This window comes from Streptomyces lothianensis (assembly GCF_047779955.1).
In the GTDB taxonomy this organism is placed as follows: Bacteria; Actinomycetota; Actinomycetes; order Streptomycetales; family Streptomycetaceae; genus Streptomyces.
Genome location: NZ_JBLMKT010000007.1, coordinates 21,766 through 35,250, shown reverse-complemented (window position 1 = coordinate 35,250; position 13,485 = coordinate 21,766). Strand labels below are relative to the sequence as shown.

General features: G+C 69.8%; 9 protein-coding genes and 1 tRNA gene. 6 read left to right on the top strand and 4 right to left on the bottom strand.

Annotation, left to right across the window (positions count from 1 at the left end; all coding sequences use genetic code 11):
- Positions 1 to 33 precede the first annotated feature (33 nt).
- The 3 genes from ACLF6P_RS00565 (at position 34) to ACLF6P_RS00555 (ending at position 3,781) form a co-directional block, all read left to right on the top strand.
- A complete protein-coding gene (locus ACLF6P_RS00565; RefSeq protein WP_415947261.1) occupies positions 34 to 1,131 on the top strand; it encodes a hypothetical protein in 1,098 nt (365 codons plus the stop codon).
- A 107-nt stretch (positions 1,132 to 1,238) separates the two neighbouring features.
- Positions 1,239 to 2,459 carry an ATP-grasp domain-containing protein gene (locus tag ACLF6P_RS00560; RefSeq protein WP_415947260.1) on the top strand — a complete coding sequence of 407 codons (1,221 nt, stop codon included), beginning with the start codon at positions 1,239 to 1,241 and terminating at the stop codon, positions 2,457 to 2,459.
- Positions 2,460 to 2,524: 65 nt separating this feature from the next.
- Complete coding sequence (locus ACLF6P_RS00555) at positions 2,525 to 3,781, top strand: ATP-grasp domain-containing protein (protein ID WP_415947259.1); 1,257 nt, start codon at positions 2,525 to 2,527, stop codon at positions 3,779 to 3,781.
- Positions 3,782 to 3,849: 68 nt separating this feature from the next.
- Here the strand turns inward: ACLF6P_RS00555 and ACLF6P_RS00550 are convergent, their stop codons facing one another.
- Positions 3,850 to 4,698: a cytochrome c biogenesis CcdA family protein gene (locus ACLF6P_RS00550; RefSeq protein ID WP_415947280.1), complete on the bottom strand. Its 849-nt coding sequence runs from the start codon at positions 4,696 to 4,698 to the stop codon at positions 3,850 to 3,852.
- Positions 4,699 to 4,706: 8 nt separating this feature from the next.
- Entirely contained in the window at positions 4,707 to 5,468 is a 762-nt protein-coding gene (locus ACLF6P_RS00545) for a DsbA family protein (RefSeq protein ID WP_415947258.1), read from the bottom strand.
- 181 nt (positions 5,469 to 5,649) lie between these two features.
- Here ACLF6P_RS00545 and hrpA point away from each other — a divergent pair, with 181 nt between their 5' ends.
- Both hrpA and ACLF6P_RS00535 read left to right on the top strand, forming a co-directional pair.
- Positions 5,650 to 9,582, top strand: a complete 3,933-nt coding sequence (gene hrpA, locus ACLF6P_RS00540) for an ATP-dependent RNA helicase HrpA (RefSeq protein ID WP_415947257.1) — start codon at positions 5,650 to 5,652, stop codon at positions 9,580 to 9,582.
- Positions 9,583 to 9,704: 122 nt separating this feature from the next.
- Positions 9,705 to 9,779: transfer RNA gene (locus ACLF6P_RS00535), tRNA-Asp, on the top strand.
- A 671-nt stretch (positions 9,780 to 10,450) separates the two neighbouring features.
- On the opposite strand, the gene bldC is transcribed toward ACLF6P_RS00535, so the two are convergent.
- Positions 10,451 to 10,657, bottom strand: a complete 207-nt coding sequence (gene bldC / locus ACLF6P_RS00530) for a developmental transcriptional regulator BldC (RefSeq protein WP_003949541.1) — start codon at positions 10,655 to 10,657, stop codon at positions 10,451 to 10,453.
- Positions 10,658 to 11,175: 518 nt separating this feature from the next.
- Complete coding sequence (locus ACLF6P_RS00525; RefSeq protein WP_415947256.1) at positions 11,176 to 12,102, bottom strand: hypothetical protein; 927 nt, start codon at positions 12,100 to 12,102, stop codon at positions 11,176 to 11,178.
- Positions 12,103 to 12,274: 172 nt separating this feature from the next.
- On the opposite strand from ACLF6P_RS00525, the gene ACLF6P_RS00520 reads away from it, so the two are divergent.
- A complete protein-coding gene (locus tag ACLF6P_RS00520; protein WP_415947255.1) occupies positions 12,275 to 13,387 on the top strand; it encodes a Leu/Phe/Val dehydrogenase in 1,113 nt (370 codons plus the stop codon).
- Positions 13,388 to 13,485: the final 98 nt, after the last annotated feature.

The following is a 13,485-nucleotide window of genomic DNA, read 5'->3' as shown; positions in this document are numbered from 1 at the left end:
TGTTCCCGCACATGACGCACCGAGGTGTCTGACTTGTCTGCTGCCTGCCCCGAACTCCCCCTCGTCATCCTGCCCTCGAACAACCTGGTCCGTGCGAACTCCCGGCCGGCCGCGCCCGTGGAAGCGTCCCTGGACATCGCGGTGACCGCCCTGGAGGGCCTGCACACCGAACTGCTCAACCCGCAAGGAGCCCGTCCGGCCGAGATCAGGACGGCTCTGGAAGGCGCGGTCACGGCGGCCGCCCGGCTCGCCGAACTCGCCCAGGTGGAGCCGATGGACGCCTCGTCGCTCACCCCGATCGTCCCCAACCACGACTACTTCGGGGTCCGCACCGCCGAACTGGACGATGCCCGCCTCGTGTCCGAGGTCACCGTCATCGTCGCCCGCGCCCTGGCCGACCTGCGCATAGCCCGCCTGACGCTGAACCAGCAGGCCGCGGAGGTGCACGCGATGATCCAGGTGCTGCGCGGCCTCGCCCCGCGCACGGCGGAACGCGATCCCGCCTCGCCCCTGACGCCCGCCGGGCCGCCCCCCGTCGAGCCTGCCCAGGACGAGCTGACCCGCTGGGTCATCACCCACCACTTCTACTTCGTGCTCAACCTCGCCGCGGCCGAGGCGGTGAGGCGCGCCCTCGTCAACAGGGAGGAGGGCGAGACGGAGGCGGCCGGCAGGGCCCTGCGCGAGGCGGCGGTGTACGTACGTGCCTTCACCGCGGCGATGATGCACTCCGGCGACATGTCAGCGCCCTGCTACGACGCCGAGGTCCGGCCCACCATGAGCCCGCCGGCCGTCCCCGCCGCCCTCACCGGACGCACCCAGCCGGAGCACAAGGCCTTCCGCAAGGCCATGCGCACGCTGGCCAGGACCTGGACCGACTCCTTCGAGAAGCTCGCCGCCGACGACCCCGAGGTCGCGCTGGCCCGGGACGCGCTGCTCGAAGCGGATCTGCAGGACATCGAGCAGCACATCACCATCACCGCCACCCTGGTCGGTGACGACAGCTCGATCATCCAGGACGACGAAGCCGCGGGCAGCGCCATCGCCATGCTGCGCACCATGCGCCACACCCGCGCGGCCGACTACCGCCCGCTGATGCGCTTCGGGGACAACGTGACGCTCATCGAGCAGTGACCGCCTCCCGGCCGGCGAGCGGGCTCCGGGGCCCGGGCTCGTCCCCCTCTCCTTCCCGTCCTTCACCTCCCTCCCTCCCCCCACGAACAGATCGGAGAGCACGAGAGATGGCTCCGCGCATCGCCCTGCTTGGCGGCCGCCCCAGCGTGCTGCAGTCGGCCGCTGAACTCGGCTGCGAAATCGTCCAGTTCGCCAAGCCCGGCATGTACGACCCGGAGGCCGCACGCCGCTGGTGCGTCGAGGTGGTCGAAGTGGACCTGGCCGACCAGCAGGCCGTCCTGGAGGCCGGACGCGCCCTGCACGCCCGGCTGCCCGTGGTGCGCTTCTTCTCCCCAGCGGAACTGGGTCTGGTGGCCGCGGCCCGCCTCAACGAGGAGTTCGCGCTCGGCGGCAACTCCCTGCGCACGGTCACCCTGCTCAAGGACAAGTCCGCGATGCGCGGCCGGCTCGCCGAGGCGGACCTCTCACCGGTCCGCTTCCGGGTCGTGCACGACGCGGCCGAACTGGCCGGATTCCTCGACGAGATCGGCGGGCCCGGCATCATCAAGCCGCTCGACTACGGCGGCAGCCGCGATGTGCACAAGGTCGAGGCCGCGCACCGGGCCGCCGAGGTCTGGTCGCTGGTCGAGGCGGCCGGGCGCACGCGGATGCTCGCGGAGGAGTTCCTCACCGGCCGCGAGGTGAGTGTGGAGGGCTTCTCGGTGGAGGGCGCGCACACCGTCGTCGCCGTCACCGACAAACTCCTCGGCTCCGGGTTCGTGGAATCGGGGCACTCCGTCCCCGCGGACGTCGACGAGGGCACCCGCGAGCAGATCGTGCGGCTGACCGAGCGCCTGCTGGACGTGGTCGGCCTGGTCGAGGGCCCCTCCCACACGGAGATCATGATCACGGCCGACGGGCTGCGGATCATCGAGTCCCACAACCGGGCCGGCGGCGACAACATCCCCGAGCTGGTCAGACTCGCCTACGGCGTGGACCTGGTCCGCGCCGCGGTGGCGGTACCGCTCGGACTCGAACCCTGGAAGGCCGAGGTCCCGGCCCCGCTCGGCGGCGCGGCGATCCGGTTCCTGTCGGCCGAACCCGGCACGGTGACCGAGGTCGAGCTGCCGGACGACGGGCTCGAAGGCGTCACCCTCGGCGTGAAGGCGAAGCCAGGCATGGTGATACCGCAGGTCAGCTGGTCGGCCGACCGGGTGTGCGGCGATGTGATCGCGGTGGGCCGCGATGCCGGGGAAGCCGCTCACCGCGCCGAGGCCGCCGCCGCTCGGGTGCGGGTACGGACCAGCCCCTCCGCCTCGGATTCACAGGCACCGGATCACCCGGCCTGATCCGCACGGTGCGCACCAGCCCGCCCCGAGACCGCTCACCGAGCCACCACACCCATGAGGAACCCATGAACACTGCGAGCGCCCCGGTGGTCGTCATCGTCGACGCCTACGCCAGTGCACGCTGTCTGGCACCGATCTTCCGCAGTCGCGGTCACGCCTGCGTCCACCTGCAGAGCACGCCGGACATCCCCGCCAACTACGCTCGCGGCTACCGGCCCGAGGACTTCGACGCACACCTCGTCCACCGCGGTGACCTCGACGAGACGCTGCGGGCTCTGAGCGCGCATCGCGTCATCGGCCTCGTCCCCGGCGTCGAACGCGCGGTCCTGCTGGCCGACGCCCTCGGCGAGCGGCTCGGGCTGCCGTCGAACGGGACCGATCTGAGCACGGCCCGCCGCGACAAGTACCGCATGATCGAAACGGTCAGGGCAGCCGGACTCCCGGCCGTCGAGCAGCTCCACACCGCGGACCGGGAGGAGTTGCTGCGCTGGTACGAGAAGGTGGGCGGCGGCCAGGTCGTGCTGAAGCCGGTGAGCAGCGCGGGCAGCGACGGCGTCTTCTACTGCTCGGGGGCCGAGGAGGTCGAGGCGGCCTTCCGTTCCCTGCACGGCAGCACGAGCGTGCTCGGCCAGTCGAACGACGCCGTGCTCGCCCAGGAGTACCTGGTCGGCCACGAGTACATCGTCAACACGGTCAGCCGCGACGGCGTCCACCGTGTCTCCGACATCTGGAAGATGCACACGCTGAGCGCCAACGGCGTCTCCGAGCTCGCCGCCGGCGCCGAGCTGCTGCCCCGGCGGGGACCGGAACAGGACAGTCTGGTCGAGCACACCTTCGGGGTACTCGACGCCCTCGGTATCGCCCACGGACCCGCGCACACCGAACTGAAGCTGACGCCGCAGGGCCCTCGGCTGGTCGAAACGGGCGCGCGGGTCTGCGGGGCCGATGTTCACGTCCCGGTGACGGCCGCCCTCGGCACCAGCCAGCTCGACCTCACCGTCGACGCCTGTACCGCCCCGGACGCCTTTCTCGCCGCGGCCGACGAGGACTACCGGGTCGACCGCCACGCCCGCATCGTCAACATGGTGTCTCCCCGGGGCGGCACCCTGCGCTCGTACCCCCGGCTGGCCGAGCTGCGCGCCCTGGACAGCTTCCACGACGTCCTGTTCCGCGCCCATCCGGGCGACACCCTCCACCCGTCCACCGACGACTGGACCTTCCCGCTGCGGGTCTACCTCCTGCACGAGGTCGCGGCCACCGTCGCCCGCGACGCGCTGACCACGCGCTATCTGGACGGCGACGGGTTCTACGAACTCGTCTGAGCCCGGCTGCCTGCCGTCGGCGGCGGGGGCTCGACAGGCTCGGCACGGTGGGCCGGAGGCGACTCCGGCTACCCGTTGACCGTGTGCGAACGGCCCGATACCCGCCGCTGACGCCGCCGGGCCCGTACGGCGAGGACGGTCGCCGTGACCCCGAGCACCGCAAGCAGCGCCGCCCAGTCCGGAACCGCCTCGCCCACCCTCCGTGCCCACTGCTCGACCGTGAACGAGCTGTCCACGTCGAGGAGTCCGGGGAGGGCGGTCGTGCCGTCGAAGGCGAGGAACAGGGCGCCGAGGGTGACGAAGAAGAGGCCGGAGAGGAGGGACGTGGTGTGCAGTTCGAGGCGGCCCACCTGGACCGTCCGGCCGCGCAGCCATTTGCGCCTGCCCAGTTCGAAGCGTTCCCACAGGAGGGCGAGTACGAAGAGGGGGACGGCCATGCCGAGCGCGTACACCGCGAGCAGCGCGCCGCCGTAGGCCGGGTTCCCGCCGAGGGCCGCGACGGTGAGGACGCTGCCGAGGATCGGGCCCGCGCAGAAGCCCGCGAGGCCGTAGACCGCGCCGAGGGCGTAGACGGACAGGCCGGTGGTGGGGCGGATACGGCCGGTCAGTTCGGTCATCCGGCGGGAGGCGAAGCCCATGCCGAGGATCTGCAGCACGCCGAGCGCGATGATCAGCCAGCCGCCGATGAGGACGAGCGCGTCCCGGTTGCCGTAGAAGAAGCGGCCCGCGTAGGAGCCGGCCGCGCCCAGCGGGACCAGGGTGGTGGCCAGGCCCAGGTAGAAGATGCCGGTGCGGGCCAGCAGCCGGGACGAGGTCTCGATCGAGTAGGCGAAGAACGCGGGCAGCAGCAGGGCGCTGCACGGGCTGAGCAGGGCGAGGAGGCCGCCGAGGAAGGCGGCGAAGTAGCCGATGTCCATCCCGGGCACTACTGGTCCCCGCCCTTGGCCTCCGCGCTCTTGGCGGCCGCCGCCTGTTCGATCGCCTCCTCGAAGGCGGACAGGGGCTGGGCGCCGGCGATGGGACGGCCGTTGACCAGGAAGGACGGGGTGGAGCTGACGCCCAGCCCGTAGCCCTCCTCGCGGTCCTTCGTGAGCGCCTGCTCCGCGGCCTCGCCGTCCCGGTCCTTCTCGAAGCGCGCGAGGTCGGCGACGCCCGCCTCCTTCGCGAGCACGGTGGTCCGCTCGTCCCCGAAGCCCTTCTCCTTGGCGTCCTCGGCGTACGCCAGCGCGTGGAACTCCCAGAACCGCCCCTGCTGCCCGGCCGCCCAGGCGGCCCGCGCCGCGCGCTCCGACTCGGCGCCGAAGATCGGGAAGTTGCGCCACTCGATGCGCAGGGTCCCGTCCGCCACGTACTTCTCGATCAGCTTCGGCTCGGTGTCGCGCGCGAACTTCCCGCAGAACGAGCAGCGGAAGTCCGCGTACTCGATGAGCACGACGGGCGCGTCCGCCTCCCCGACCGCCAGCGGATCGCCGCCCTCGCGGCGGGCGAGCGCTTCGAGCGGGGAGCGGGACTCGTCCTGCGGTCCTTCGGTGACCTCGGCGACCGGATTGCTCCTGGCGGCCGGGGGCGAGGGCTTGGTCGCGGTGTACGAGAAGAGCCCGAGCAGCAGGGCGGCGGTCGCGACACCGGCGCCGATGACGATGTTGCGGCTGCGGGGGTTCTTGTCGGCGGTGCTGTTCGCGGACATGAGTGAGCAGGTCTCCTGGAGGGACGTACGCAGGGCGTGCGGGCGTGCGGGGCGTGGCCGCGCCCCCTCGGCGCACGGGCGGACCGGGGCCCAAGTGTGCCCTACACGGATACATACGCGGACACAGCGGACCGAAATGCGTTCGCCACCGCCGAGCGCCAGGTGAGATCCTGGGGTCCGTATGTCTACTTCCTTCGACGATCTCGCCAGGTTCGTGAACGGCGAGACCTCGCTCCGTGACGCCCACCGCCTCGGCCGCCGCCTCGAGGGTGCCCGCCGTATCCGCAAGCCCGAGGCACGCCAAGCGGTGCTCGACGAGATCGCCGGTGAGGCGGAGAAGTCCGCCGCGCGCATACGGGAGCGGCGGGCCGCGCTGCCGGAGATCACGTATCCGGAGCAGCTGCCGGTCAGCCAGAAGAAGGACGAGATCCTCGAGGCGATCCGCGATCACCAGGTGGTGATCGTCGCGGGTGAGACGGGCTCCGGCAAGACGACGCAGATCCCGAAGATCTGTATGGAGCTGGGCCGCGGCGTCCGCGGCATGATCGGCCATACGCAGCCGAGGCGTATCGCGGCCCGTACGGTCGCCGAGCGCGTGGCCGACGAGCTGGACACCCCGCTCGGCGAGACGGTCGGCTGGAAGGTCCGCTTCACGGACCAGGTCAGCAATTCCACGTATCTGAAGCTGATGACGGACGGCATCCTGCTCGCCGAGATCCAGACGGACCGCGAGCTGCGCGCCTACGACACGATCATCATCGACGAGGCCCACGAGCGGTCCCTCAACATCGACTTCCTGCTCGGCTATCTGGCCCAGCTGCTGCCCAGGCGCCCTGATCTGAAGGTCGTCATCACCTCGGCGACGATCGACCCGGAGCGCTTCTCCCGCCACTTCGGCGATGCCCCGATCGTCGAGGTCTCCGGCCGTACGTATCCCGTCGAGGTCCGCTACCGGCCCCTCCTCGAAGACGACTCGGACGACTCCGACCGCGACCAGATCACCGCGATCTGCGATGCCGTGGAGGAGCTGCAGCGCGAGGGCAAGGGCGACATCCTCGTCTTCCTCTCCGGGGAGCGGGAGATCCGTGACACGGCGGATGCGCTAGAGAAGAAGAAGTACCGGTTCACGGAAGTCCTGCCGCTCTACGCGCGCCTGTCGCACGCCGAGCAGCACCGGGTCTTCCAGCCGCACACCGGCCGCCGGATCGTGCTGGCCACGAACGTCGCCGAGACCTCGCTGACCGTCCCCGGCATCAAGTACGTGATCGACCCGGGCACGGCGCGTATCTCCCGCTACAGCCACCGCACCAAGGTGCAGCGCCTGCCCATCGAGGCGATCAGCCAGGCCAGCGCCAACCAGCGCAAGGGCCGCTGCGGCCGTACCTCGGACGGCATCTGCATCCGGCTCTACTCGGAGGAGGACTTCGAGTCCCGTCCGGAGTTCACGGACGCCGAGATCCTGCGTACGAACCTGGCGAGCGTCATCCTGCAGATGACCGCGGCCGGGCTCGGCGACATCGAGAAGTTCCCGTTCATCGACCCGCCGGACCACCGCAACATCCGCGACGGTGTGCAACTGCTCCAGGAGCTCGGCGCGCTCGACCCGAAGCAGAAGGACGTACGCAAGCGGCTCACCCAGCTGGGCCGCAAGCTCGCCCAGCTGCCGGTGGACCCGCGGCTGGCCCGGATGGTCGTGGAGGCGGACAGGAACGGATGTGTGCGCGAGGTCATGGTGATCGCGGCCGCGCTGTCCATCCAGGACCCGCGCGAGCGCCCGGCCGAGAAGCAGACGCAGGCGGACCAGCAGCACGCCCGGTTCAAGGACGAGACCTCCGACTTCCTCGCGTATCTGAACCTGTGGCGCTATGTCCGCGAGCAGCAGCGCGAGCGCGGGTCGAGCTCATTCCGGCGGATGTGCAAGCAGGAGTATCTGAACTTCCTGCGGATCCGCGAGTGGCAGGACATCTACACGCAGCTGCGGACCGTCGCCAAGCAGATGGGCATCCATCTCAACGAGGACGACGCCGCCGACCAGCAGGTGCATGTGTCGCTGCTCGCCGGCCTTCTCTCCCATGTCGGGATGAAGGACGTCAAAGACGGCGCGAAGAACGAGTACCTGGGCGCACGGTCGGCGAAGTTCGCGATCTTCCCCGGCTCGGCGCTGTTCAAGAAGACCCCGCAGTTCGTGATGTCCGCCGAGCTGGTGGAGACGTCCAGGCTGTGGGCGCGGGTGAACGCGAGGATCGAGCCCGAGTGGATCGAGCCGCTCGCCGAGCACCTGGTCAAGCGCACCTACTCCGAGCCGCACTGGGAGAAGGACCAGGCGGCGGTGATGGCGTACGAGAAGGTGACGCTCTACGGCGTGCCGATCGTCACCGAGCGGAAGGTCAACTACGGGCGGATCGACGCGGAGGTCTCCCGTGACCTGTTCATCCGCAACGCGCTCGTCGAGGGCGACTGGCGCACCCACCACAAGTTCTTCGCCGCCAACCGCAAGCTCCTGACCGAGGTCGAGGAGCTGGAGCACCGGGCCCGCCGGCGCGACATCGTCGTCGACGACGACACTCTCTTCGACTTCTACGACCAGCGGGTGCCCGAGCACGTCGTCTCCGGCGCGCACTTCGACTCGTGGTGGAAGAAGCAGCAGAAGGAGGAGCCCGAGCTGCTCGACTTCGAGCGCTCGATGCTGATCAGGGAGTCCGCGGAGGCCGTCACCAAGGCTGACTATCCGGACACTTGGCGGCAGGGCTCGCTGAAGTTCCGGGTGACCTACCAGTTCGAGCCGGGCGCGGACGCGGACGGTGTGACCGTCCACATCCCGCTGCAGGTGCTCAACCAGGTCACCGACGAGGGCTTCGACTGGCAGATCCCGGGCCTGCGCGAGGACGTCGTCACCGAGCTGATCCGCTCGCTGCCCAAGCCGATCCGCCGCCACTACGTGCCCGCGCCGAACTACGCGAAGGCTTTCCTGGAACGGGCGACGCCCCTTCAGGAGCCGCTGCCGGTGACCCTCGCGCGGGAGCTGAAGGCGATGGTCGGGGTGCCGGTGAGCGCCGAGGACTTCGATCTCGGCCGCGTACCGGACCATCTGAAGATCACCTTCCGGATCGTCGACGAGCGCCGCAGGAAGCTCGCCGAGGCGAAGGACCTGGAGGCGCTGCGGCTCAGGCTCAAGCCCAAGGCGCGGCAGGCCATCTCCAAGGCGGCGGCCGCGACCGCGGAACGCTCCGGCGGTCCGTCGATCGAGCGCAAGGGCCTCACGGACTGGACGATCGGCTCGCTGCAGAAGGTCTTCGAGACCCGGCGCGCAGGGCAGCCGGTCAAGGCCTACCCGGCGCTCGTGGACGACGGCACCTCCGTCTCCGTACGGCTCTTCGACACCGAGACCGAGCAGCAGCAGGCGATGTGGCGCGGCACCCGCCGGCTGATCCTCCTGAACATCCCGGTGAACGTGGCGAAGTTCGCCTCCGGCAAGCTGACGAACCAGCAGAAGCTCACGCTCTCCGCGAGCCCGCACGGCTCGATCCCGGCGCTCGTGGAGGACTGCGTGACCGCCGCCGCGGACAAGCTGATCGAGGGCTTCGGCGGGCCCGCCTGGGACGAGGAGTCCTACCGGAAGCTGTACGAGAAGGTCCGCGCCGACCTCGTGGACGCCACCGTGCACACGGTCGGCCAGGTGCAGCAGGTGCTCGCCGCCTGGCAGGCCTGTGAGCGCCGCCTGAAGTCCACGAGGAGCGCGGCGCTGCTGCCCAACCTCCAGGACGTACGCACCCAGCTGGACGCCCTGGTGAAGCCCGGCTTCGTCACCGAGGCCGGACTGCGGCGGCTGCCGGACCTGCTGCGCTACCTCGTGGCCGCCGACCGGCGGCTGCAGCAGATGCCCACGTCCGCGCAGCGGGACACCGCGCGGATGGAGAAGGTGCACGAGATGCAGGACGAGTACGCCTGGCTCCTGGAGCAGTTGCCGCAGGGGCGGCCGGTGCCGCCGCAGGTGCGCGAGATCCGCTGGATGATCGAGGAACTGCGGGTCAGCTACTTCGCGCACGCCCTGGGGACGGCGTATCCGATCTCCGACAAGCGGATCGTGAAGGCGGTGGACGCGGCGGCTCCGTAGGGGGTGTCCGGCCCCCTCGATCCGTAGCGGCGCGGTCGCAACAAGTGAGTTCGACCGCCGGGCCTGCACTGCTGTACAGTCTCTTCTCGCAGCGCAACGAAGGAACAAGCGCCGCAAACCAAGGTCCTGTGGAGCAGTTTGGAGTGCTCGCCACCCTGTCAAGGTGGAGGCCGCGGGTTCAAATCCCGTCAGGACCGCCTGTCGAGGCTCCGCATCCGATGCGATGCGGAGCCTTTCTCGTGCACGCAGCCAACCGGAGGCCGCGCCCGCGACGGAGCCGCCACGGATACAGCAAATCCCGTCAGGACCGCAGCAAGAAGGCCCGCACCGCAAGGTGCGGGCCTTCTGCGTGTTCCCTGCGCCCTGCGCCCTGCCCCCAGGACGAAAGTCCTTCGAGGAGATGACCAAAGCCGCCGGTAAGTCGGGGCCCATGGTGGGACCCTGAGGGAGGGTCAACGCATCGCCTCCGGCCCGCGATGCCATTACCCCAGGTAAGGCGTATGCCACAAGCCGCACGTCGTGTGACGGGTGTCACCGAATAAGTTTCCAGAACACCGGAACTTACACCCCTCCTACAACAGGTCAATTTAATATGTGCAATTGCACCTACTGACGAGTGCGGCCCGGTCACACCCCCGGACCTCGCCCAGACTCCAACAGCTCCGCTCAGCACCCACGCCACCCGCCCCCGTGAGCGCACAAAAAAGATCGCGCCGGACCCGGCGGAGTCCAGCGCGATCGACGACGCACCCGATGTCTTGGGCAGGGCCGCTGTTGGGGCAGTGACCCGAGTCGTGTGGAGCTATGTGCGGGCTGCGGCCGGGTTGGGGGACCCGGTACGGCCCAGAATTGCGGGCTGAGGGGTGATTCAGGCCTCGCTGCGCTGCTGCGGGATGCCCGCCAGCAGTGCGCGGACCTCAGCCTCGCGGTAACGACGGTGCCCACCCAGCGTGCGGATGGACGTGAGCTTGCCGGCCTTCGCCCAGCGCGTGACCGTCTTGGGGTCGACGCGGAACATCGTGGCGACTTCAGCCGGGGTCAGCAGCGGCTCGGCATCAGGGGTGCGAGCGGTCATGAGCGGCCTCCTCGGGAGAACCGATCGTTCTCGGTTCTTTCCTCTAAATTCTGCACCTTGACCCGCGTTGCCCGAAATGGCGGACGCGAGTCGAGTCGGTTATAGGACGAACGGCTTGTCCTCGGCACTACAACTACACCATCCGTCCAGCCGCGTCGGCCAAACCGATGGAATTGCCCTCTCAGGTGTCCATCAACGACGGAAGCCGATGGACCGTGCCATAGCGGACAGTCACGCAGGCGTGACGATCAGTCACAGCGTGATCAGAAGTCATCAGACCCCCCGATCAGAGTGCAATGCCGAGCATTCCGCCCCAGGTTGGGCGGACAGAGTCCTCCCCGGACTCCTTGTCCTATTTTGGCATGGAGCACCGGGAACGGCGCAAGGGCGCTGTACGTGCAGTCCGTCACCCTTGACCCTTTGGCCCGGATCGGGACCTACGTCCTCGCAGTCCTCCGACCATAGCCCCAACCGAGATGCGCAAAAGACCCGAGAGGGGCCAGGATGCCCCGATTTGGTCAACTTGCGTACTGCCGCAGGCGGACCGTCCGCCACCGCTCCACAAGCCGTGCATACGCGGCGGCCGCCTCCTCGCCGTCGCCCGCGCGCAGTGCCGCGATGCCCTCGGCCACGTCCGCGGCCGAGTGGTCGTCCGCCAGATGATCGGAGGGGAGGGTGTGCACCAGGCCGCCGTAGTCCAGCTCGACGAGTGAACGCGGGTGGAACTCCTCGAGCCAACGCCCGAGATCCGTCACCCCCTCGACCATCGGCCCCTCGTCGAAGTGCTCGCGCAGCGTCCTGAGCCCCCGGGCGAGACGTCGCCGGGCCTGCACCATCGGAGTGCGGTAGCGCAGCAGGGGCGCGTCCGCCGCACCACGCGCCGGCTCCTCACCCTCGTGCGCCTGCTCCCTCTCGTACGCCTGCTTCTCCTCGTACGCCTGCTTCTCCTCGTACGTCCCCTTCTCCTCGTACCGCCGTTCCTCGTCGGAGAAGAGGAGGAACCAGCTCAGCGGGACCTGCCAGGCGGACGAGCGGATCCACGGGCGGGCGTCGGGATTGCGTTCGCGCCAGTCGGCGTAGTCGGCGGCCGCCTGCCGGCGAAGCACCGGCGGCAGCGCGGCGTCGAGCACGGGAAGCGGCAGCTCGTCGTCGAGCGCCCCGAGCGCCTGCCAGCTGCGCAGCCGGGTCCGCCACGGGCAGACGCACAGGACCCCGTCCACAGATACGAGGAAGGCGTCGGCGCTCTCGTGCACGGGGACCGGCACGGGCGGGCCGGTCAGCAGATCGCGCAGGGAGCGGCGCAGTTCGTCCTGGTAGGAGGGGTGTTCCTCGCGTTCCGCGTAGCGCAGCCAGTGGGCGCGCTCGCGTTCCCCGAAGGCCGCCAGCGGCTCGTACACGCGCAGATAGGACGCATAGGGAACGCATACCGCCGACACCTCGGTCACCCCTGAATCGTCCCACGCCGCCCGCGCGCGAGAGAGTGATCCGCAGCACGGAGTGCCGGATACCGGCTCTCCGGCCCTGGGGATGCCTCCGAGGTCTTACTCTGCTCTCACACGGCCTCCCCACCCACAGGAAGCCGTTCCAACCGCCGCAACATCCATGGGAGTCACCACCGTGACCGAAGTGACCGGCGCCCCTGCCGACGTGCTGCACACCCTGTTCCAGTCGGACCAGGGCGGACATGAGCAGGTAGTGCTCTGCCAGGACCGGGCGAGCGGCCTCAAGGCCGTCATCGCCATCCACTCCACCGCTCTGGGCCCCGCCCTCGGCGGCACCCGTTTCTACCCGTACGAGACCGAGGCGGAGGCCGTCGCCGACGCCCTGAACCTCGCGCGCGGGATGTCGTACAAGAACGCCATGGCCGGACTCGACCACGGCGGCGGCAAGGCCGTGATCATCGGGGACCCCGAGCAGATCAAGAGCGAGGAACTGCTCCTCGCCTACGGCCGCTTCGTCGCCTCCCTCGGCGGCCGCTATGTGACGGCCTGCGATGTCGGCACCTACGTCGCGGACATGGACGTGGTCTCCCGCGCATGCCGCTGGACCACCGGCCGCTCCCCCGAGAACGGCGGCGCGGGCGACTCCTCCGTGCTCACCGCCTTCGGCGTCTACCAGGGCATGCGCGCCAGCGCACAGCACCTGTGGGGCGATCCCTCGCTGCGCGGCCGCAAGGTCGGTATCGCCGGTGTCGGCAAGGTCGGTCACCACCTCGTGGAGCATCTCGTCTCCGAAGGCGCCGAGGTCGTCATCACGGACGTGCGTGAGGACTCCGTACGGAGGATTCTCGACCGGCACGCCGGTACGGAAGGTGCCGTCGTGACCTCCGTGGCCGACACCGACGCGCTGATCCGCGTCGACGGCCTCGACATCTATGCCCCGTGCGCACTGGGCGGCGCCCTCAACGACGACACGGTGCCCGCGCTGACCGCGAAGATCGTCTGCGGTGCGGCCAACAACCAGCTGGAGCACCCGGGCGTCGAGAAGGACCTCGCGGACCGCGGCATCCTCTACGCGCCCGACTACGTCGTGAACGCCGGCGGCGTCATCCAGGTCGCCGACGAGCTGCACGGCTTCGACTTCGAGCGCTGCAAGGCCAAGGCCTCGAAGATCTACGACACCACGCTGGCCATATTCGCTCGCGCCAAGACGGACGGCATCCCGCCGGCCGCCGCGGCGGACCGGATCGCGGAGCAGCTGATGGCTCAGGCACGGGCCGCAAAGGCCTGAGCGGCGTCGTCCGTACGACGGTCCTGGGTGTGCTTGTGCCATTCAGGACCGTCAGCGACGAGACAAGGCTCACGCCGGTCGGCGGGTCGCAGGCGAAG

Bases quoted from the DNA above. Each gene is read 5' to 3' on its own strand.
- ACLF6P_RS00555 (WP_415947259.1), top strand. From the start codon at position 2,525: ATGAACACTGCGAGCGCCCCGGTGGTCGTCATCGTCGACGCCTACGCC.
- ACLF6P_RS00545 (WP_415947258.1), bottom strand. From the start codon at position 5,468: ATGTCCGCGAACAGCACCGCCGACAAGAACCCCCGCAGCCGCAACATC.
- ACLF6P_RS00550 (WP_415947280.1), bottom strand. From the start codon at position 4,698: ATGGACATCGGCTACTTCGCCGCCTTCCTCGGCGGCCTCCTCGCCCTG.
- ACLF6P_RS00560 (WP_415947260.1), top strand. From the start codon at position 1,239: ATGGCTCCGCGCATCGCCCTGCTTGGCGGCCGCCCCAGCGTGCTGCAG.
- bldC (WP_003949541.1), bottom strand. From the start codon at position 10,657: ATGACCGCTCGCACCCCTGATGCCGAGCCGCTGCTGACCCCGGCTGAA.
- hrpA (WP_415947257.1), top strand. From the start codon at position 5,650: ATGTCTACTTCCTTCGACGATCTCGCCAGGTTCGTGAACGGCGAGACC.